The following is a 20184-nucleotide window of genomic DNA, read 5'->3' as shown; positions in this document are numbered from 1 at the left end:
GTCGCGGGACTCAGACCGAGCCGCCCGGCGTGCCGATGGTGGCGCTGCCCGTCTCGTGCCGGTCCGGGTCCATGGCGTCGGCGTAGGGTTTGCCGTCCGGGGTGGACGTCTTGGGGTGGCGGTCCTCCTTCTCGGCCTGAAGCCGTTCGGGAGCGCCGCGGGTCGGCGGTCGGCGCGCGGCCGCCCGTGCTGCTGGTGTCGCCCGCGATCCGCGGGCCACGCGGGTTGATCGGCTGGTTGGAGCGGTCCTCGGCCATGGCTCCTGTCCTCTGTTCAGGGAAAGGCGAATCCAACCGGCCCCGACCGAGCGAGTTCTTCCTCTGGTCCAGGAACCTCTCTGGTCCAGGAACCCCTCTGGTCCAAGAACAAGGCCGCCCTGCACCGCACTAAGCCTCCTAAGACCGTGACGGCGGCGCGGAATGTGGTATATCCGGGCAGCGGTTCAGCCCGAGGAGAGTTCTTTGCCCGCCGATACCCGTGCTCTTGGCGCGCCGGCGCCCAGCACGCCGGCCGATGCGTCGTCGAACGTGTCGGCCAGTCAGCCGCTGGTTCTGGCCCTGCCCAAGGGACGCATCCTGAAGGAGCTGCGCCCGTTGCTCGCCCACGCCGGCATCGAGCCGGAAGCGGCGTTCGACGACGCGGACAGCCGGCTCCTGCGTTTTGCGACCAACATTCCGAATCTCAGCATCATCCGCGTCCGGTCCTTCGACGTGGCGACCTTCGTCGCCTTCGGCGCCGCCCATCTGGGCGTGGCCGGCAACGACGTGCTGATGGAATTCGACTATCCGGAAATCTACGCGCCGCTCGACCTCGGCATCGGAAAGTGCCGCCTGTCGGTCGCCGAACCGGTCGAACTGGGGGAGAGCGACGATCCGTCGCGTTGGAGCCACGTGCGCGTCGCGACCAAATACCCGGAGGTCACCAGGAAGCATTTCGCGGCGCGCGGGGTGCAGGCGGAGTGCGTGAAACTGAACGGCGCGATGGAACTTGCCCCGACCCTCGGCCTGTGCCGCCGCATCGTCGATCTGGTGTCCACCGGCTCGACGCTGAAGGCGAACGGGCTGGTGGAGATCGAGCACATCGCCGACGTCACCTCCCGCCTCATCGTCAACCGGGCCGCCTTCAAGACGCGGCCCGAGGAAATCTCCGGCTGGATCGACCGCTTCCGGGAGGCTGTGAATGCCCGTCAGGCTTGATGCCCAGGACCCCCGTTTCGCCAAGGGCTTCGAGGGGCTTCTCCATGCCAAGCGCGAGACCAGCGAGGACGTGCAGGCCCTGGTCGCCGGCGTCATCGACGACGTGCGCAAGCGCGGCGACGCGGCGCTGATCGACTACACCGCCCGCTGGGACCGCCAGACGCTGACCCCCGCGACGCTGCGCATCTCCCAGGAGGAAGTCGACGCGGCGGTCGGGCAGTGCGGCGACGACCTGCTGCGCGCGCTCGACACCGCGGCGGAGCGGATCGAGAGCTTCCACCGGCTCCAGGTGCCGGAAACGACCGACTACCGCGACGCCCAGGGCGTGCGGCTGGGCGCCCGCTGGACGGCGGTCGGCGCCGCCGGCCTCTATGTGCCGGGCGGCACGGCGTCCTATCCCAGCTCCGTCCTGATGAACGCCCTGCCGGCCAAGGTCGCCGGGGTGGAGCGCATCGTCATGGTGGTGCCGACCCCGGACGGGGCGATCAACCCGCTGGTCCTGGCCGCCGCCAAGCGCTGCGGCATCACCGAGATCTACCGCATCGGCGGCGCCCAGGCGGTGGCCGCGCTGGCCTACGGCACGGCGACCATCGCGCCTGTGGACAAGATCGTCGGCCCCGGCAACGCCTTCGTCGCCGCCGCCAAGCGGCTGGTCTACGGCACGGTCGGCATCGACAGCATCGCCGGCCCGTCGGAGATCCTGGTGGTCGCCGACAACCGGAACGACCCGGCCTGGATCGCCATGGACCTGCTGTCCCAGGCGGAGCACGACACCTCGGCCCAGTCGATCCTCATCACCGACGACCCGGCTTTCGCCGACGCGGTGGCCGCGGCGGTGGACCGGCACCTGGAGACTCTGCCGCGCGCCGCCATCGCGGGGGAAAGCTGGCGGGAGCACGGCGCCATCGTGGTGGTGCGCGACCTGCTGGCCGAGTCGCCGGCCCTGATCGACCGGCTGGCGCCGGAGCATCTGGAACTGGCGGTGGAGGACCCCGACGCGCTGGCCGCGAAGGTCCGCAACGCCGGTGCCATCTTCCTCGGCCGTTACACGCCGGAGGCCATCGGCGATTACGTCGCGGGTCCGAACCACGTCCTGCCGACGGCGCGCTCCGCGCGGTTCTCGTCCGGTCTGAACGTGCTGGATTTCATGAAGCGGACGACCTTTGTCGCCTGCGACGCGGAGAGCGTGACGGCGATCGGCCCGGCGGCGGTGACGCTGGCCCGGTCGGAGGGTCTGGACGCGCACGCGCTGTCGGTGGCGCTGCGCCTGCCGGGAGGAGGTCAGGGGTGAGCACGAAGGGCAACCGCCGCATCGTCCACGTGACGCTCGACGAGAAGACCGTGATCCGGCGCAAGCCGGAGGTGGAGCACGAGCGCGCGGTTGCCATCTTCGACCTGCTCGAAGACAACGAGTTCTGCCCCTGCGAGCACGCGGACTCCGGCCCCTATCACCTGCATCTGTCGATCGAGGACAACCGGCTGGTCTTCGACGTCCGGCGCGACGACGACAGCGCGCTGGACAAGATCACCCTGCCGGTGACCGGCTTCCGGTCCATCGTCCGGGACTATTTCCTGATCTGCGAAAGCTACTATCAGGCGATCAAGCGCTCCACGCCCTCGCAGATCGAGGCGATCGACATGGGACGCCGCGGCCTGCACAACGAAGGATCGGAGATGCTGCGCGAACGGCTGGCCGGCAAGGTCGAAATGGATCTCCAGACGGCGCGTCGGCTGTTCACGCTGATCTGCGTCCTCCACATCCGCGGCTGACGGGGTCGGGCGGCGCATGGCCCCGGTGCTGCAACCGCTCCCCGTGACGAGCGTGTTGTTCGCCTGCACCTACAACATGATCCGCTCGCCGATGGCGGCGGCGATCATGCGCCATTTCCATGGCACGCGCGTCTACGTCGATTCGGTCGGCGTGCGCGAGGGGGATGAGGTCGATCCCTTCGCCGTGGCGGTGATGGAGGAGATGGGCATCGATCTGTCCCGCCACCGCTGCCGCAGCTTCGAGGATCTGGAGGATACGAATTTCGACCTGATCGTGTCGCTTTCGCCGGAGGCGCAGCACCGCGCCATCGAAATGACCCGCACCATGGCCTGCGACGTGGAGTTCTGGAACACCTTCGACCCCACCCTGGTGGATGGCAACCGCGAGGCCATGCTGGACGCCTACCGCAAGGTGCGGGATGGGCTGCTGGGCAGGATCAAGGAGCGGTTTCCGCTGTCCCGCGGCCCGACGGTCTGACCGTCCGGCGGTTTCGGCGCGGGATTTTGTGAAGCCCTTTTTCAAGGGTGGGTTGAGGTGCTATTGAGATGAATCATCGAATGACGTGCGCGCCTCCGCCTATTCTCTAAAGGTCTTCGAGAGGTTCTTTGCCTGATGCTCGCCGGTTTGCCGTCCCGCCTGTTTCGTGCCACCGGTCTGCGGAGTCTTCGTCTGCGTCTGATGGGCGTCGTACTGGCGTCCCTGGCCCTGCCGCTGGCTGGGGCACTGTACTTCTTCGACCAACAGCTCGACCAGCGCCTGAGCAGCGCCCGGGAACTGGCGCGGCACCTGACCGAGGACGGGGTGGAGCGCCAGCGCGACCTGATCGGCGAGGCGCGGAACCTGCTGAGTGTCCTCGCCCTGGTGCCGGCGGTCCGCGACTCCGGCCACAGCAATACCGATGCCTGTGTCGCCACGCTGGCGCCGATGCCGCGGCAGCACCGCTGGACGACCGGCGTGTGGGTGGCCGACCCGAACGGCCTCCTCATCTGCGACACGACCGGCCCCGGCTCCGGGATCAGCCTGCGCGACCGCGAGTATTTCCAGCGGGCGCTGGACACCAAGTCCTTCGTGCTGAGCGAGGTGGTGATCGGCAAGCGGTCGGGAAAGCCGCTGATCCTGGCGGTGCAGCCGGTGCTGGCGAACGGCGAGGTCGAGCGGGTGCTGGGGGTGGCGATCGATCTCGCCTGGCTGACCGACCTGGTGAAGGTGACGAAGCAGGACGACGCGCGCATCCTGGTGCTCGACCGACACGGCGTGCTGATCGCGCGCCAGCCCGATCCGGAGGGCTGGGTTGGGCGCAGTCTGGGGGACTTCCCACACATCAAGCGCATGCTGGCCGAGGGCAGCGGCGCGTTCGAGGGTGAAAGCGCCGACGGGCTGAACCGCATCTGGGCCTTCCGCCACTCCCCGGAGACCGACACCGTCTTCGCCGTGGGCATGCCGACCGGACCGATCGTGGCGGACGCCCGGCGCGACTTGTTGCGCGGGCTGGTCCTGCTCGGCATCGCCGGGCTGTTCAGCGTGGCGGCGCTCTGGTCGCTGCTGCACGCCTCGGTCCTGCGCTGGATGCGCGTGCTCAGCCAAGCGGCGACCCGGATCGGCGCCGGCGACGTCGGGGCCGTGGTGGAGGCCCGCGGCGCGCCCGACGAGATCCGGCTGGTCGCCAACGCCTTCAACGACATGTCGGGCCGGCTGAGGCAGCGCGAGCAGGAACTGCGCGCCGCCATGGAGGAGGCCCGCGCCGGCAGCCGCGCCAAGGAGGACTTCCTGGCGACCATGAGCCACGAGATCCGCACGCCGATGAACGGCGTGATCGGGTTCGCCGACATGCTTCTGGAAACGCCACTGACGGCGGAGCAGCGGCGCTACGCCTCCCAGGTGCGGGAGGCCGGACGCTCCCTGCTGACCGTCATCAACGACGTGCTGGACCTGTCGAAGCTGGAGGCGGGCAAGCTGGATCTGGTCTGCGTGCCGTTCCGGCTGGACGATCTGGCCGACCGCTGTCAGGCCATCGTGCGGCTGGCGGCCGAGCAGAAGGGGCTGGAGATGCACACCTCCGTCTCCGCGGCGGCGCGCGGTTATGTGATGGGCGATCCCGACCGGGTGCGCCAGATTCTGCTGAACCTGCTGGGCAATGCGGTGAAGTTCACCGACACGGGCAGCGTCCGTCTGACCGTCAAGGCCATGGGCGACGAGTCCGGCTCCCGCCGTTACACCTTCACCGTCAGCGACACCGGCATCGGCGTGCCGGAAGACCGCCAGCGCGAGCTGTTCCAGCGCTTCAGCCAGTTGGACCGCGGGCGCGGCGGCACGGGGCTGGGGTTGGCCATCTGCCGCCGCCTGGTGGAATTGATGGGCGGCGAGATCGGTGTGGAAAGCCGCCCCGGAGTCGGCAGCACCTTCTGGTTCAGCCTGCCTCTGAAGCCCGCCAGCGCCCCGGAACGGGACGACCTCGACGGTGGTGCAGTGCAGCCCCAGCCATCGAGCCGCGGCGCGCGAATCCTGCTGGCCGAGGATCTGGCGATGAACCGCGATCTGGTCGTCACCATGCTGACCCGGGCCGGGCATCATGTGGATGCGGTGCCCGACGGCGCCGCCGCCGTGACCGCGGTGCAGGAGCGCGCCTATGACCTCGTTCTGATGGACGTGCAGATGCCGGTGATGGACGGGCTGGAGGCGACGCGGCGCATCCGGGCGCTTCCCGGCCCGCTGGGCCGCATCCCGGTCCTGGCCCTGTCGGCGGGGGTGCTGGCCGTGGAGGTGGAGCGTTGCCGACAGGCCGGAATGGACGATCATCTGGCCAAGCCCTTGGACAAAAGCCGCCTTTTGGGCGCCATCGATCATTGGAACGGTGAGGGGCGGCGGACGGCGGTCGACGCCGGACCCATCCGCATGGCCGACACGCCGGGCAATCGAGTTCTTCCACCGTGATCCCGTCAATGATTAAGAATAATTAAGGCTTTTGTGCTAAAGCTGCGCCGAAGGGTTCCGCGATGGCGGTTCCGGTCTGACGGTTCCGGTGTCCCATGAAGGTCGCGCTGCCTCCACTCGTCCCGCTTCCCGAGCGCAAGCCGGATGTTCCCGCGCCGCCATCCTCCACGGGCGCCGCGTCGGGCGGGTCGTTCCGAAGCGCGCTGGCGGAATTTCAGCCGGTCCCACGCGGGCGGCTTGCCAACGGGCAGAAGGTGCCGCCCCTGCCGGCCACGAAGCCGGAGGCGCCGATCCAGCTTGCCGACGGGACCCGCGTGCCGTTTCCCGCCCGCAAGCCCGACGCCGCCCCGGTCTCCGCCCAGCAGTCGACGGTGATCGGCGCCGCCCTGGCGAACAACCCGGCCGCCGGGCAGGTGGTTCTGCTGGCGGCCCAGCAGGTCGCCGGCCTGTCGGGCCACAGCTTCACCGCCATCCTCGCCCAGGCGACCCAGGAAAGCGGGCTCGACCCGGCGGCCCGCAACCGCTCCAGCTCCGCCGCCGGTCCGTTCCAGTTCCTGGATCGCACATGGCTCGACCTGTTCCGCCGCCACGGCTCCGCCTACGGCCAGGGGGAGCTGGCGAGCGCGATCCAGAGCCGCAACGGCATCCCCTCGGTCAAGGACCCGGGGGTGCGCCGCCAGATCCTGGCGCTGCGCCACGACGTCGACCTCTCCGCCGGGATGGCTGCGCGCTACCTGTCCGAAGGGCGCGACCGGCTGGAGGAGCGGCTGAAGCGCCCGGTGTCGGAGACCGAGAGCCGCATCGCCTATGTGCTGGGCGTCGGCGGGGCGGCCAAGCTGATCCGCGCCGCCGAGTCGTCGCCCAGGGCCGCCGCGGCGGAGCTTCTGCCGGCCGCGGCGCGGAGCAACCGCGGCCTGTTCTACGACCGCGCGTCGGGCCGGGCGCTGACCGCGTCGGAGACCGTCGCGCGGCTGACGCGCCGCATGGACACCGACCAGAAAGAGATGTTCGAGCGCATCGCGCAGGCCGCGGAACCCCGCGTCCGGCTGGATGGCGGCCCGTCGCCGCTCAGTTCTTTCCAGTCGGCGGCGCTTGGCGGCACCGCGGGCATGGACGCGGGCGGCGTGTCGGAGTATGAAAACGGCGGCGGAAACCCGCTCGGCTGAACCGCCGGCTGTTTCCGTCCCATCTGGAAGGCTTTGGCCAACCCCCACGCCGGAGGCTCACCGCCCCCGGTGGAATCCCCCTTGACCGGGCGGCTTCGGGAGGTCAGTTATTGCCTCGAAACTGTTACGGACTTAAGGGGCTATGGCTAAGGAAGATCTGATCGAGTTCTCCGGAACCGTCGTCGAGCTGCTGCCGAACGCGATGTTCCGTGTGAAGCTCGACAACGAGCATGAAGTGCTGGCGCACACCTCCGGCAAGATGCGCAAGAACCGCATCCGCGTGCTGGCCGGTGACCGCGTCAACGTCGAGATGACGCCCTACGACCTGACCAAGGGCCGGATCACGTTCCGGTTCAAGTGATTGAACCGGTTTCCCGCGTTGAACCGGTTTCCACCATCGGCCATCCTCCCCGCGTTATGAGCACCGAAACCGCCCACCGGCTCGTGCTGGCGTCCGCCTCGCCCCGCCGGCTCGACCTGTTGCGCCAGATCGGCGTGGTGCCCGACGCGGTCGACCCCGCAGACATCGACGAGTCGCCCCAGCCGCGGGAGCTTCCGCCCCAGCACGCGCTGCGTCTGGCCGGCGAGAAGGCCGCCGCCGTGGCCGCGCGCCATCCCGGCGCCTTCGTGCTGGCCGCCGACACGGTGGTCGCCTGCGGCCGCCGCATCCTGCCCAAGGCGGAGGAGGAGAAGCAGGCGCGCGCCTGCCTCGGCCTGCTGTCCGGGCGGCGGCACCGGGTGTTCGGCGGGGTCGTGCTTCTATCGCCTTCGAGGGAAGGAGACGTGTTGCGCCGGTCGGATCGGCTGGTGCGCACCGACGTGACCTTCAAGTCGCTGTCCCACGAGGAGACCGAGTCCTACATCGCCTGCGGCGAATGGCAGGGCAAGGCCGGCGGCTACGCGATCCAGGGGCGGGCGGCGGCCCATGTCCGCTGGATCGGCGGTTCCTACAGCAACGTGGTCGGGCTGCCCCTGTTCGAAGTGGCGGCGCTGCTGCGTGGAGCGGGGTTCCCGCTGCCGTGACGGATCCCACCGTCGGCGCCGCAGCGGAGATCCTGATCGACCGCGACGGCCCGCTGACGCGGGCCGCCGTGCTGGCCGGCGGGCGGCTGACCGACCTCTACATCGACCACGCCGAGCGTCCGTCCCTGCTGGGCCATGTCTTCCTCGGCCGGGTGGAGCGCATCGCGACCGGGCTGGACGGCGCCTTTGTCGATCTCGGCACCGGCAAATCGGGTCTGCTCTCCGCGCTCGACGCCCGCGGACCGAAGGGGCGACCGAAAGCCAAGGGCGAGCGGATCGGCAATCTGCTGCGCACCGGCCAGACGGTGCTGGTGCAGGTGAAGGCCGACGCCACCGGGGCCAAGGGGCCGTCCCTGACCATGGACATCACCCTGCCGGGCCGCTTCCTGGTGCACGCGCCGCTGGGACGCGACGTGGCGGTGTCGAAGCGGCTGGGTAGCGGGCCGGAGCGCACCGAACTGGCCCGCCGCATCCAGGACATCGCCCCCGGCGCCGGCTGGATCGTCCGGGCGGGTGCCGCCACCGCCCCGGACGGACTGCTGGCCGCGGAGTCGGACGCGCTGCATCTGGCGTGGCGGTCCATCCGCGACGCGGCGGAGCGGGGCGGCGGACCCTCATTGCTGCTGGCCGGTCCCGACGCGCCGCGCCGTGCCCTGATCGAGCATGGGGCGAGCGTTCCGTCGCGGATCATCGTGGACGACGCGGCTCTGGCCCGCGACCTCGCCGACTGGTGCGCCGACCGCGCGCCGGACTTGGAGGGGCGGGTGGAGCCCTTCGACGCCCGGCTCCTGGCCGCACCCTCGGACGGTCGGCAGCGGCTGTTCGACCTGCGCGATCTCGACGCTGAGATTGACACGCTGCTCGGCACGCGGGTGCCGCTGTCCGGCGGCGGGTCGCTGGTCATCGAGCGGACCGAGGCGATGACCGTCGTGGACGTCAACGCGGGGGAACGTGGGAACCCGCTGGACGTCAATCTGGAGGCGGCTGCGGAGATCGCCCGGCAACTGCGCCTGCGCAACGCCGGGGGGATCGTCGTCGTCGATTTCGTCAACATGCGCAACCGGGGCGACGCCGAACGGCTGCTGAACGCCCTGTCCCGCGCGGTGGAGGACGACCCGGCGCAGACCCAGGTCTATGGTCTGTCCAAGCTGGGTCTGGTGGAGATGACCCGCGCCCGGCGCGGCACGGCCCTGGCCGATCTGCTGGGAACCGTCCGTAGGGCCGCGGCGGAGGATTGAGCGATGAACGACAACCAGAAGCCGGTTGGCCCGAAACCCACCGACAAAGCCTGCCCGATCTGTGGCCGCCCGGGGGTGGAGGAGACGAAGCCCTTCTGCTCCAAGCGCTGCGCCGACGTGGATTTGTCACGCTGGCTGGGCGGCGTCTACCGCATCGAAAGCCCCGACCGCCCGGACGCCGAGGAGGCCGACGAGCGGGAGTGACGGGGCGGCGGATTTCTGCATTTTAGGGCTGGACAGGCCCGGCGAATTTGCCTACAAAGCGCGCCTCGACGCGCCGCGGTTTCCACCGCGGCCTCGGTGCCCAGGTAGCTCAGTTGGTAGAGCAGGGGACTGAAAATCCCCGTGTCGGCGGTTCGACTCCGTCCCTGGGCACCACTTCTTCCCTTCAAGGGGTTGTGGTGTTTCGAACGCTCCGTCATCCGCGGGGCGTTTTTTGTTGTCCGCGCCGCGTCTCCCGGCTGTGCGAGCGCGCGGAAGGGGTGGCGTTCCCGTCGCGGCGACCGTATCGTGCGTCGCGCAACGATCCGGCACGGATGGCGGGATGCTCGATCAGCGGACAAGCGCGTTTCTTGAGGAATTCCTGGCGAAGCCGGGCGGCGATCCCGAGCGGCTCGACCGTTTCCTGCTGCACGGCCCCTACCGCGGGCGGCGCGGCGGCCGGCCCCGGCTGAAACTGGCCTTCCACGACTTCTGGCCGGAGTTCGACACGGGCACGAACTTCTTCATCGAGATCCTGTCCAGCCGTTTCGACCTGTCGGTGGTCGAGGACGACAGCGACCTCGCCATCGTCTCGGTCTTCGGCGGGCGGCACCGCGCGGCGCGCAGCCGCCGGACCCTGTTCTTCACCGGGGAGAACGTGCGTCCGCCTTTGGACGGCTTCGACATGGCGGTGTCCTTCGACCGCCTCGACGACCCGCGCCATTACCGCCTGCCGCTCTACGTCATGCACGCCTACGAGCACATGCGGGAGGGGGCGGTGCCGCATTTCTGCTCGCCGGTCCTGCCGCCGGTGCCGCCGACGCGGGCGGCCTTCGCGGAGCGCGGCTTCTGCGCCTTCCTCTACAAGAACCCAAACGGCGAACGCCGCAACCGCTTCTTCCCGGCGCTGGACGGGCGGCGGCGCGTCGATTCGGTGGGCTGGCACCTGAACAACACCGGCAGCGTCGTCAAGATGGGCTGGCTGTCGAAGATCCGCGTCTTCGAACGCTACCGCTTCGCCTTCGCCTTCGAGAACGCCAGCCATCCCGGCTATCTGACGGAGAAGATCCTGGACGTCTTCCAGGCCGGGGCGGTCCCGCTCTATTGGGGCGATCCCGACCTGGAGCGCGAGGTGGCGGCCGGCAGCTTCATCGACGTGTCGCGCTTCGCCACGGACGAGGAGGCGGTGGAGCACATCCTGGCGGTGGACGACGATTACGACGCCTATTGCGCCCACCGCGCCGTGGCGCCCTTCCTGGGGACGGAGGAGTTCCATTTCGACGCCTACCGCCTCGCCGACTGGATCGAGAGCCGGCTGTAGGGGCCGGGGGGAGGGGGAGCGATGGCGCGGGTGCTGCTGAACTACGCGGACGGGGCCTTTCTGGCGGCGCAGAAGCGCAACGCACAGAGCGGGATGGAGATCGGCGGCTTCGATTCCGTGGCGATGCTGGGCCGCGGGCACATCGACCCGGCCTTTGTCGAGCGCAACCGCTTCATCCTCGACCAGCCGCGTGGCGCGGGCTATTGGCTGTGGAAACCCTGGGCCATCTGGACCCTGCTGCGCGACCATCTGAAGGACGGCGACGTGCTGTTCTACTGCGACAGCGGCGCCCATTTCGTGCACCGCGCCGACCCGGTGATCGACCTCTGCCGGGAGCGGCGCGACCTGCCCATCCTGCTGTTCACCCTGCAGGACGCGTTCAAGAACCGCGGCTGGACCAAGCGCGACTGCTTCCATTTCATGCGGCTGGACCGGCCGGAATACACCGACGCCACGCAGATCCTGGCGAGTTTCATCGTCTGCGAACGGACGCCGGAGACCATCGCCTTCGTCTCCGAATGGCTGCGCTTCGCCCAGGACGAGCGCATCCTCACCGACGCGCCGAACGAGTGCGGCAAGCCCGACTACCCGGAATTCCGCGACCACCGGCACGACCAGAGCATCCTCAGCCTGCTCGCCCGCCGCCGCGGGGTGAGCACGATCCCCGACATCTCGCAATGGGGCGACGACCGGCGCCCGCCGGAGATCCCACGCATCCTTCTGCACACCCGTCAGCGGGACTGAGAGGGCGCATGGACTGTCCCGAAACCGCCGAACGGGCCGCCGCGCTGCACCGGCAGGCCGTCGCCGCCCAGCGCGAGGGCCGCTTGCGGGACGCCGTGGCGCTGTTCCAGCAGGCGCTGGCGCTGCGCAAGCACGCGGACATCTATCTGGATTTCGGCAGCCTGCTGGCGGGTCTGTCGCAATGGGGGCCGGCGGGCGCGGTCTACGCCGCGGCGCTGAAACTGGAGCCCGACTCCCCCGACGCCCATTACGGGATGGCGCTGTCCCTTCATGCCCAAGGACGCCCGGCGGAGGCCGAGCCGCACTACCGCGCCGTCCTGGCGGCCTGCCCCGGCCTTGGCGAGGTGTGGAACAACCTCGGCGTGGCGCTCCAGGAGCAGGGCCGCCCCGGCGAGGCCGAAGCCGCTTACCGCGAGGCCTTGCGCCACCGGCCGGAGGACGCCGGCACCTGGAAAAATCTGGCGGTGGCGCTGGAAGGCTTGGGCCGGACCGGCGAGGCCGAAACCGCCTACCGTACGGCGCTGGCGCGCAACCCGGAGCACGCGGTGTCCCTGAACAACCTCGGCGGCCTTGCCCTGGCCGCCGGGCGCCCGGACGAGGCGTGGCGGATCGGTTGCCGCATGGCGGCGCTGAACCCGGCGGACCGGCACGGCTGGATGCTGCTGGGCAACGCCTCCCACGCGGCGGGCCGTTGGGGCGAGGCGGTGCGGGCGAACGCGGTGGCGGTGCGGCTGGCCCCGGACGATCCTGCGTTGCGCCGCAACCTTGCCAACGCGCTGGCCGCCGCCGGCCGGCGGGAGGAGGCGGTGGCGGAGTATCGGACGGTTCTCGGGCTCCAGCCCGAGTCCGTAACGGCAGCGGTCGATCTGGCGGTGGAACTGCTCGGCCTGCACGACACGGCGGGCGCACTCGCGGTGCTGCGCGGCGCGATCGGGCGGCATCCGGAGCATGGCGCGGCGTGGCGGATTCTCGGCCAGACGCTGACCGGCGGTTTGCGGCCGGACGCCGCGCTCGACGCGCTGCGCCGGGCGGTGGCCCTCGATCCCGGCGACCCGGCGGGGTGGGAGGATCTGGCTGCCGCCGCGATCCTGGCCGACCGGGTTGCGCCGTCCATCGAGGCCCTCCGCCGCGTCCGCCGGCTCTCCCCCGCCTACAACCCGGCGTTGGCGCAACTGGTGCAGCAGCAGAGGCACGCCTGCGACTGGCGCGACCTGCCGGCGCTGGAAGGCGACCTGATCGGGCGTATGCGCGCCGGGGCGCTGGGCGTGCCGCCGTTCGGCCTGCTGGCGGTGGACACGACCGTGGCGGACCAGCGGGCGGCGGCGGAGCGCTGGGCGCGGCAGAAGGCGCGCGGCGTGCCGGCGGTGGCGCGTCCCGCCGTTGCCGGAGACGGGCGCCTGCGCATCGGCTACCTCTCCGCCGACTTCCATGAGCACGCCACCGCCTATCTCATGGCGGAGCTTCTGGAGCGGCACGACCGGACACGCGTCGCCGTCACCGCCTATTCCACCGGCATCGACGACGGCAGCCCGATGCGCCGCCGCCTGACCGCCGCGGTGGAGCGCTTCGTGGACCTGCGCGACCGCTCCGACCGCGACGCCGCGCAAGCCATCGCCGCCGACGGCATCGACATCCTGGTGGACCTGAAGGGCTACACGGCCTTCGCCCGCACGGCCATCCTGGCGGCGCGGCCCGCCCCGGTGCAGGTGAACTGGCTGGGCTATCCCGGCACCATGGGGGCGGATTTCATCGACGTGATCCTGGCCGACGCGGTGACCATCCCGCCGGGCGAGGAGGGCTTCTACCGCGAGGCGGTGGTGCGGCTTCCCCACTGCTACCAGCCCAACGACCGCCACCGCGCCATCGCGGAGCGCACCCCGACGCGCGCCGACTGCGGGTTGCCGGAGGATGGCTTCGTCTTCTGCTGCTTCAACAGCCCCTACAAGCTGACGCCCGCTGTGTTCGACGTCTGGGCGCGGCTGCTGCGCGCCGTTCCGGGGAGCGTGCTGTGGCTCTACGCCGGCAACCCGCTGGTGGCCGGCAACCTGCGGCGTGAGGCGGCGGCCCGCGGCGTGGAACCGGAGCGTCTCGTCTTCGCGCCGCCGCGCCCGCTGGCGGAGCATCTGGCGCGGCACCGGCTGGCCGACCTGTTCCTCGACACGCTGCCCTACAACGCCCACACCACGGCCAGCGACGCGCTGTGGACCGGGCTTCCGGTGGTGACCTGCCGCGGCGGGACCTTCGCCGGGCGGGTGGCGGCCAGCCTTCTGGACACGGTGGGGCTGCCGGAACTGGTGACGAACTCGCTGGAGTCCTATGAAGCGCTGGCCCTGGTCCTCGCCCGCGATGCGGAGCGGCTGGCCGGGCTGAAGGCGCGCCTGGCGGCCGCGCGGACGGCCAGCCCGCTGTTCGACGGCGACCGCTTCGCCCGCGATCTGGAGGACGCCTATCGGGCGATCCAGCAACGCTTCGCATCGGCAGGAGACGCGCGATGACAACCATGGACCGGCGCCTTCACATCGTCGTGCCCTACCGCGACCGCGCGGCCCATCTGCGGAACTTCGTGCCGCGGGTCGGCGCTTACTTCGCAACGCTCGCCGATCCCATCGACTACCGCGTCACCATCGTCGAGCAGGAGGCCGGGCTGCCCTTCAACCGGGGCGCCGTCAAGAATGTCGGCTTCCTGCTGGGCGAGGCGGAGAGCGGCTACACCTGCCTGCACGACATCGACTATCTGCCCGTCGACGCCGATTACTCCTGGGTCGACCGGCCGACCCCCATCCTGTCCTTCGGGGCGGAGCAGCGGCCGGTGGCGCCGGGCCGCTCGGACCAGACGGTGACCACCGACCTGGAGAGCACGATGGGCGGCGTCCTGCTGATGCCGAACGACGTGTTCCGGCGGATCGACGGCTATTCCAACGCCTATTGGGGCTGGGGCTACGAGGATTTCGACCTGTCGCTGCGCATCCGCTCCCGCCGCATCCCGACCGCGCGGCGGCCCGGCCGGTTCGAGCCGCTGGACCACGACAACGAGGGCTTCAACCCCGACGCCTCGGCCTCGCCCATCTCGCGGGTCAACAAGCGGGTGTTCCAGGCGAACTGGGCCGGCGGGGCGATCCCGGAGGAGGACGGCCTGTCCAGCCTGTCCTTCGACATCCTCGACCGCCGCCCCTGCGACGGGGCTCCTCCCGGTGCCGAGGGGCGATGGGAGATCGTGCGCGTCCGCCTGACCATGGCGCCGCTGCCCGGCCAGTTGGCGGCCTTCAAGGCACGCTGAAGCTGTTACCTTTCGGGACACCCGCGCATCTGCGGGAAGACACCGGCGCGTTCCAATGCGTATAGTGCGCCGCTTGCCCGCCCCGCTTGGGGTGGCTCCTGGCCCGCAGGACGAACACCCGCGAAACGACGAAGCGGAATGGACATGACCAGCCACGAAGACGTCTTCGACGCGCCGGAGACGCGGCAGCCGACCATCCTGGCGGTGTACAATCAGAAGGGCGGCGTCGGCAAGACGACCACCTCGGTGAACCTCGCCCTGGCGCTGGCCGCGCTGGGCAAGAGCGTCGTCCTGATCGACTTCGACCCGCAGAGCAGCGCCACCAGCAACTTCCTGCTGCGGGAGAAGGCGCGCGTCGGCATCAACGACCTGCTGAGCCAGGACACCTTCGTCGAGGACGCCATCACCCCGACCAGCTTCGACGGGCTGTCGATGATCGTCGGGGCGCGCAAGCTCTATTCGCTGGAGCACGCGCTGGACGCCCGCGGCGGGTCGCAGCGCGGCCTGCGCAAGGCGCTGCACTTCTCGCGCAACCCGCCGGATTACGTGGTGATCGACTGCCCGCCGGCGCTCGGCCATCTGGCGGCCGGCGCGCTGGCGGCGTCGGACCGGCTGGTGCTTCCGGTCTTTCCGGGGCGCTACGCGCTGGACGGGCTGAAGCGCACCCTGTCGGTGGTCGAGCACATCCAGAAGGGCATGAACCCCAACCTGTCGGTGGCCGGCATCCTGATGCTGTCGATCACCAACGACGAGGTCGGGCGCGAATCGCTGACCCTGCTGCGCTCCGAATTTCCGGATCAGATGTTCCGCACGGCGATCCCCTACGACGTGGACGTGGTGAAGGCGACCTACCGCCGGATGCCCGCCGCGATCTTCAGCCCGGAGGGGCGGACAACCACGCGCTTCCTGGCGCTGGGCTGGGAGATCGTCCACGGACGCGGCTCCTCCCCGACCGACGAGCAGCTGAAGCCGGCGCAGGACCGCATCCGCGCGTGGCACGCCGACACCGACTCCTCCTACAGCGCCCGCCGCGCGGCGGCACCGGACGAGGGCGACGACTCCACGGGCGGCGGCAACGGACGCAGCGCTGGGGCTGAGGCGCCGAAGGGCGGCGCCGGCCGGGCGCTGGTCGCCGCGGCGGTCGGGCTGATGGTCGGCTTCGCCCTGGGGGCTTTGTTCGGCCAACCGCTTCTGGGCGGCGTCCTGGCCGGCCTGGGGGGCTGATCTCTCGGCGGGTAGGCTACAGCACCGCCTTGCGGGCGGAGAGCAGGATGCTGGTCTCGGTGGAGGCGATGCCGGCGATCTGCCGGACGCGGCGCAGCGTGTCGTCGAAGGCCTCCAGCGACTCCGTTTCGATTTCAGCGACGACGTCCCAGCGCCCGTTGGTGGTGTAGACGGTCCGCACCTCCGGGAAGCCGTGCAGGCGGGCGATGACCGTCTCGGCGGCGCGGCCCTCCACCTCGATCATCGTGATGGCCCGGACCATGGCGGGCCGCAAGTCCTTGCGCAGCAGCACCGTGAAGCCGGCGATGACCCCGCTCTCGACCAGACGGTCGATGCGGGCGCGCACGGTCGCGCGCGACACTTTCAGCGCGGCGGCGAGGCCGGCGACGGGCTGGCGCGCGTCGGCGCGCAGCAGGCCCAACAGGCGGTGGTCGAGGTCATCCATGCCGAAATGATAAGTCGGGCTTGGCAAACTGTCAAAATGGCCGCCGTTCGTTGGCACTTTTCCGTCTTTCTGCCGCCGGTGCCGCCCCCGATAGTCATGGGAGGCACGATCGCACACAGAGAGGGACGGCATGGCGTCGGGGGATCGGGACGATCAGCGCTTCGTGGAGATCATCGGCGTTCCCATCGAGGCGGGGGCCGGCCATCCCGGCGCCCTGATGGGGCCGGCGGCGCTGCGCACGGCGGGTCTGGTCCGCGCCCTGCGCGAGCTGGGGCACGAGGTCCGCGACCTTGGTGACCTGACACCCGACCCCTGGGGCGAGGGCGACGCCGCCACCGCCCGTCTGGCGGAGATCACCGCCTGGTCGCGGGCGCTGGCCGACCGCTCCTATTCCATGATGCAGGGCGGCGGCGTGCCGGTGTTCCTGGGCGGCGACCACAGCCTGTCCATGGGCTCGGTCACCGGGGTGGCCCGCCATTGCCGGGAGGCCGGCACGCCGCTGTTCGTGCTGTGGCTGGACGCGCACGGCGACTTCAACACCCCCCACACCTCGCCGTCCGGCAACAGGCACGGCATGCCGGTGGCCCTGCTGTGCGGGGAGGACGGCTTCGACGACGTCTTCCCGCCGGAACAGCGCGCCACCGTGAACCCGGCGCACGTGCATCTGTTCGGCATCCGCTCCCTCGACCCCGGCGAGCGGCGCCTGCTGCGCGCCCGCGGGGTGGACGTGGTGGACATGCGGCTGATCGACGAGCACGGGGTCGGCGTCCATATGCGCCGCATCATCGAGCGGGTGCGGCAGGCCGGCGGCCATCTGCACGTCAGCCTGGACGTGGACTTCCTCGACCCCGCCATCGCGCCGGCGGTGGGCACGGCGGTGCTCGGCGGGGCGACCTACCGCGAGGCGCACCTGATCATGGAGATGCTGCACGACGCGGGCGTCGTCGGCTCGCTGGACGTGGTGGAGCTGAACCCCTTCCTCGACGAGCGGGGCAAGAGCGCGCTGCTGCTGGTCGATCTGGTGGCGAGCCTGTTCGGGCGCCGCATCATCGACCCCGCCGTCACCCAGTCGCAGATCGGCGGCCAAGCCGTCTGAAGAAGAAACAACTCCCGGAGAGAACGCCATGCTTCAGCACGCCGCCGACCTGATCGGGACCGAACACCGCCTGGGCGCCCACAATTACAAGCCGCTGGACGTCGTGCTGGCGCGCGGCGAGGGCGTCTATGTCTGGGACACCGAGGGCAACCGCTATCTCGACTGCCTGTCGGCCTACTCCGCCGTCAACCAGGGCCATTGCCACCCGAAGATTTTGGAAGCGATGGTGAGCCAAGCCTCCAAGCTGACCCTGACCTCCCGCGCCTTCCGCAACGACCAGCTGGCGCCGTTCTACGAGGAGCTGGCGGCGCTCACCGGCTCCCACAAGATCCTGCCGATGAACAGCGGGGCGGAGGCGGTGGAATCGGCGATCAAGACGGTGCGCAAGTGGGGTTACGAGGTGCGCGGCGTGCCGGAGAACCAGGCGGAGATCATCGTCTGCTCGGACAATTTTCACGGCCGCACCATCACCATCGTCAGCTTCAGCACCGACCCGGACGCCCGCGGCGGCTTCGGCCCCTTCACGCCGGGCTTCCGCACCGTGCCCTTCGGCGACGCGGCGGCGCTGGAGGCGGCGATGACCCCCAACACGGTGGCCGTCCTGCTGGAGCCGATCCAGGGCGAGGCCGGCGTGGTCATTCCGCCCGCCGGCTATCTGCGCCGGGTGCGCGACCTGTGCACGGAGCGCAACGTCGTGATGATCCTGGACGAGATCCAGACCGGGCTGGGCCGCACCGGCAAGCTGCTGGCCGAGGAGCATGAGGGGGTGGAGGCCGACGTCACCCTGATCGGCAAGGCGCTGTCCGGCGGCTTCTACCCGGTGTCGGCGGTGCTGTCGAACTCCGAGGTGCTGGGCGTGCTGAAGCCCGGCCAGCACGGCAGCACCTTCGGCGGCAACCCGCTGGCCTGCGCCGTCGCCCGCGCCGCCATGCGGGTGCTGGTGGAGGAGGGCATGATCGACAACGCCGCCGCCCAGGGCGCCTATTTCCTGGAGCAGCTCGGCGCCATCCGCAGCAACGTGATCCGCGAGGTGCGCGGGCGCGGCCTGATGCTGGCGGTGGAACTGCACCCGGAGGCGGGCGGGGCGCGCCGCTATTGCGAGGCGCTGCGGGCGCACGGCGTCCTGGCGAAGGACACCCACGACCACACCATCCGCATCGCCCCGCCGCTGGTCATCACCCGCGAGCAGGTCGATTGGGCGCTGGAGCAGTTCGACGCCGTGCTGACGGGAACCGCCCTCCCGTAAAGGCTGCCCGGTGGAAAAGGTGCCCGGCGGAAAAGGCGCTTGCGGCCCGCCCCGGCCTTCGCCACGGTGGGGGCGGGCTTTCCATCCATCCAGCAGCGATCCGCCATGCACAGCGCCATCATCGACCTTCCGTCCGCCACCCCCGGCACCCGGAGGACCCTGACCGTCCAGCGCTTCGGCACGGCGGGCGCGCGGCCCTGCGCCTACATCCAGGCGTCGCTGCACGCTGACGAGATCCCGGCGATGCTGGTGGCCGACAAGCTGCGCCGCATCCTGACCGCGCTGGAGGCCGAGGGGCGGATCGCCGGCGAGGTGATCCTCGTCCCGGTCGCCAACCCGGTGGGGCTGGGCCAGTCGCTGATGGACCATCACCTGGGCCGCTTCGACCAGGACGACGGCAAGAACTTCAACCGCGACTACCCCCACCTGACCGAGGCGGTGGCCGAGCGCGTGGCCGACCGGCTGACCGACGACGGCGAGGCCAACAAGGCCGCCATCCGCGCCGCCCTGGCCGAAGCGCTGGCCGAACGCACCCCGCGCACCGAGACGGAGCACATGAAGCACCGTCTTCTGGAACTGGCGCTCCAGGCCGATTGGGTACTGGACCTGCATTGCGACCTGGAAGCGGTGATGCACCTCTACACCCTGACGCCCTCGGCGGAGGCCTTCGCCCCGTTGCAGCGGCTTCTGGGCGCGCAGGCGGTCTTCCTGGCCGAGGAATCCGGCGGCGACCCCTTCGACGAGGCGGTCAGCCGCCCCTGGAACGAGCTTGCCAAGCGCTGGCCCGACCGCCCGATCCCCTTCGGCTGCCATTCCGTGACCGTGGAACTGCGCGGGCAGGCCGACGTGGAGCACGCCCAGGGCGAAGCGGACGCCCGGGCCATCGCCGGCTTCCTCACCCATGTCGGCGTCCTGTCCGGCGAGCCGCCGGCCCTGCCGGAGCCGCTGTGCGCCCCGACCCCGCTGGAATCCTCCGAACCCCTGACCGCCCCGGTGGGCGGCGTGGTGGTCTTCCATCACAAGGCGGGCGACCGCGTGGAGGCCGGCGCCGTGGTCGCCGACATCCTCGACCCGCTGACCGGCGAGATGACCCCGGTGCGCAGCGAATCGGCGGGCGTGCTCTACGCTCACAGCGCGACCCGCTTCACCCTGGCGGGCAAGCGGATCGCCAAGGTGGCGGGGACGACGCTGCGCCGGACGGGGCCGTTGCTGAGCGCGTGAGAGTATCCTTTTATTATTGACCAAGGAGCCATTTTTTGAAATCACGGCAGAAATTTTGTTGATTTTGGTCCCCAGCTTAGTTGT

General features: G+C 70.4%; 20 protein-coding genes and 1 tRNA gene. 19 read left to right on the top strand and 2 right to left on the bottom strand.

Translation table 11 applies throughout. From position 1 onward, the window contains the following. Positions 1-10 precede the first annotated feature (10 nt). Positions 11-220: a hypothetical protein gene (locus GBZ26_RS06405; RefSeq protein ID WP_174438119.1), complete on the bottom strand. Its 210-nt coding sequence runs from the start codon at positions 218-220 to the stop codon at positions 11-13. Between the two features lie 307 nt (positions 221-527). Here GBZ26_RS06405 and hisG point away from each other — a divergent pair, with 307 nt between their 5' ends. The 16 genes from hisG (at position 528) to GBZ26_RS06325 (ending at position 16092) form a co-directional block, all read left to right on the top strand. Then, complete coding sequence (gene hisG / locus GBZ26_RS06400) at positions 528-1196, top strand: ATP phosphoribosyltransferase (protein WP_041812864.1); 669 nt, start codon at positions 528-530, stop codon at positions 1194-1196. Next, a complete protein-coding gene (hisD, locus tag GBZ26_RS06395) occupies positions 1180-2487 on the top strand; it encodes a histidinol dehydrogenase (RefSeq protein ID WP_174438118.1) in 1308 nt (435 codons plus the stop codon). Before hisG ends, hisD begins: the two co-directional genes overlap by 17 nt. After that, positions 2484-2966: a UPF0262 family protein gene (locus tag GBZ26_RS30155; RefSeq protein ID WP_035678261.1), complete on the top strand. Its 483-nt coding sequence runs from the start codon at positions 2484-2486 to the stop codon at positions 2964-2966. The genes hisD and GBZ26_RS30155 overlap by 4 nt, the downstream gene beginning before the upstream one ends. Positions 2967-2982: 16 nt before the next feature. Further along, positions 2983-3444 (top strand): arsenate-mycothiol transferase ArsC, encoded by a 462-nt coding sequence (locus GBZ26_RS06385; RefSeq protein ID WP_174438117.1) that lies wholly within the window; start codon positions 2983-2985, stop codon positions 3442-3444. Positions 3445-3579: 135 nt separating this feature from the next. Then, entirely contained in the window at positions 3580-5898 is a 2319-nt protein-coding gene (locus tag GBZ26_RS06380; protein ID WP_174438116.1) for a hybrid sensor histidine kinase/response regulator, read from the top strand. A 95-nt stretch (positions 5899-5993) separates the two neighbouring features. After that, entirely contained in the window at positions 5994-7064 is a 1071-nt protein-coding gene (locus GBZ26_RS06375; RefSeq protein ID WP_174438115.1) for a lytic transglycosylase domain-containing protein, read from the top strand. Positions 7065-7206: 142 nt separating this feature from the next. Then, positions 7207-7425, top strand: a complete 219-nt coding sequence (infA, locus tag GBZ26_RS06370; protein WP_014198195.1) for a translation initiation factor IF-1 — start codon at positions 7207-7209, stop codon at positions 7423-7425. 56 nt (positions 7426-7481) lie between these two features. Next, positions 7482-8087, top strand: a complete 606-nt coding sequence (locus GBZ26_RS06365; RefSeq protein ID WP_174438114.1) for a Maf family protein — start codon at positions 7482-7484, stop codon at positions 8085-8087. After that, positions 8084-9325, top strand: coding sequence for a ribonuclease E/G (locus tag GBZ26_RS06360; protein WP_174438113.1), 1242 nt, complete (start codon positions 8084-8086; stop codon positions 9323-9325). The genes GBZ26_RS06365 and GBZ26_RS06360 overlap by 4 nt, the downstream gene beginning before the upstream one ends. Before the next feature lie 3 nt (positions 9326-9328). After that, entirely contained in the window at positions 9329-9529 is a 201-nt protein-coding gene (gene yacG, locus GBZ26_RS06355; RefSeq protein ID WP_174438112.1) for a DNA gyrase inhibitor YacG, read from the top strand. Between the two features lie 98 nt (positions 9530-9627). Then, positions 9628-9703: transfer RNA gene (locus GBZ26_RS06350), tRNA-Phe, on the top strand. Positions 9704-9869: 166 nt separating this feature from the next. Next, positions 9870-10847, top strand: coding sequence for a glycosyltransferase family 10 domain-containing protein (locus GBZ26_RS06345; RefSeq protein ID WP_174438111.1), 978 nt, complete (start codon positions 9870-9872; stop codon positions 10845-10847). Positions 10848-10868: 21 nt separating this feature from the next. Then, positions 10869-11591 carry a hypothetical protein gene (locus GBZ26_RS06340; RefSeq protein ID WP_174438110.1) on the top strand — a complete coding sequence of 241 codons (723 nt, stop codon included), beginning with the start codon at positions 10869-10871 and terminating at the stop codon, positions 11589-11591. 8 nt (positions 11592-11599) lie between these two features. Next, a complete protein-coding gene (locus GBZ26_RS06335; protein WP_174438109.1) occupies positions 11600-14086 on the top strand; it encodes a tetratricopeptide repeat protein in 2487 nt (828 codons plus the stop codon). Then, positions 14083-14868 carry a galactosyltransferase-related protein gene (locus GBZ26_RS06330; RefSeq protein ID WP_174438108.1) on the top strand — a complete coding sequence of 262 codons (786 nt, stop codon included), beginning with the start codon at positions 14083-14085 and terminating at the stop codon, positions 14866-14868. Before GBZ26_RS06335 ends, GBZ26_RS06330 begins: the two co-directional genes overlap by 4 nt. 144 nt (positions 14869-15012) lie before the next feature. Further along, a complete protein-coding gene (locus GBZ26_RS06325) occupies positions 15013-16092 on the top strand; it encodes a ParA family protein (RefSeq protein WP_246653853.1) in 1080 nt (359 codons plus the stop codon). A 16-nt stretch (positions 16093-16108) separates the two neighbouring features. On the opposite strand, the gene GBZ26_RS06320 is transcribed toward GBZ26_RS06325, so the two are convergent. Next, positions 16109-16537: an Lrp/AsnC family transcriptional regulator gene (locus GBZ26_RS06320; RefSeq protein WP_014198205.1), complete on the bottom strand. Its 429-nt coding sequence runs from the start codon at positions 16535-16537 to the stop codon at positions 16109-16111. Positions 16538-16667: 130 nt separating this feature from the next. On the opposite strand from GBZ26_RS06320, the gene rocF reads away from it, so the two are divergent. The 3 genes from rocF to GBZ26_RS06305 are packed head-to-tail and all read left to right on the top strand — an operon-like array spanning position 16668 to position 20100. Then, positions 16668-17633, top strand: coding sequence for an arginase (rocF, locus tag GBZ26_RS06315; RefSeq protein WP_174438106.1), 966 nt, complete (start codon positions 16668-16670; stop codon positions 17631-17633). Positions 17634-17661: 28 nt separating this feature from the next. After that, positions 17662-18879, top strand: a complete 1218-nt coding sequence (gene rocD / locus GBZ26_RS06310; protein ID WP_174438105.1) for an ornithine--oxo-acid transaminase — start codon at positions 17662-17664, stop codon at positions 18877-18879. A gap of 39 nt (positions 18880-18918) precedes the next feature. Then, the gene (locus GBZ26_RS06305; protein ID WP_246653854.1) at positions 18919-20100 is read left to right on the top strand and encodes a M14 family metallopeptidase; all 1182 of its coding nucleotides are present in this window, start codon (positions 18919-18921) and stop codon (positions 20098-20100) included. The last annotated feature ends 84 nt before the right edge of the window (positions 20101-20184 follow it).

Source organism: Azospirillum formosense, from assembly GCF_013340925.1.
GTDB classification, from domain to species: domain Bacteria; phylum Pseudomonadota; class Alphaproteobacteria; order Azospirillales; family Azospirillaceae; genus Azospirillum; species Azospirillum formosense.
This window is presented reverse-complemented; position numbering and strand designations above follow the sequence as displayed.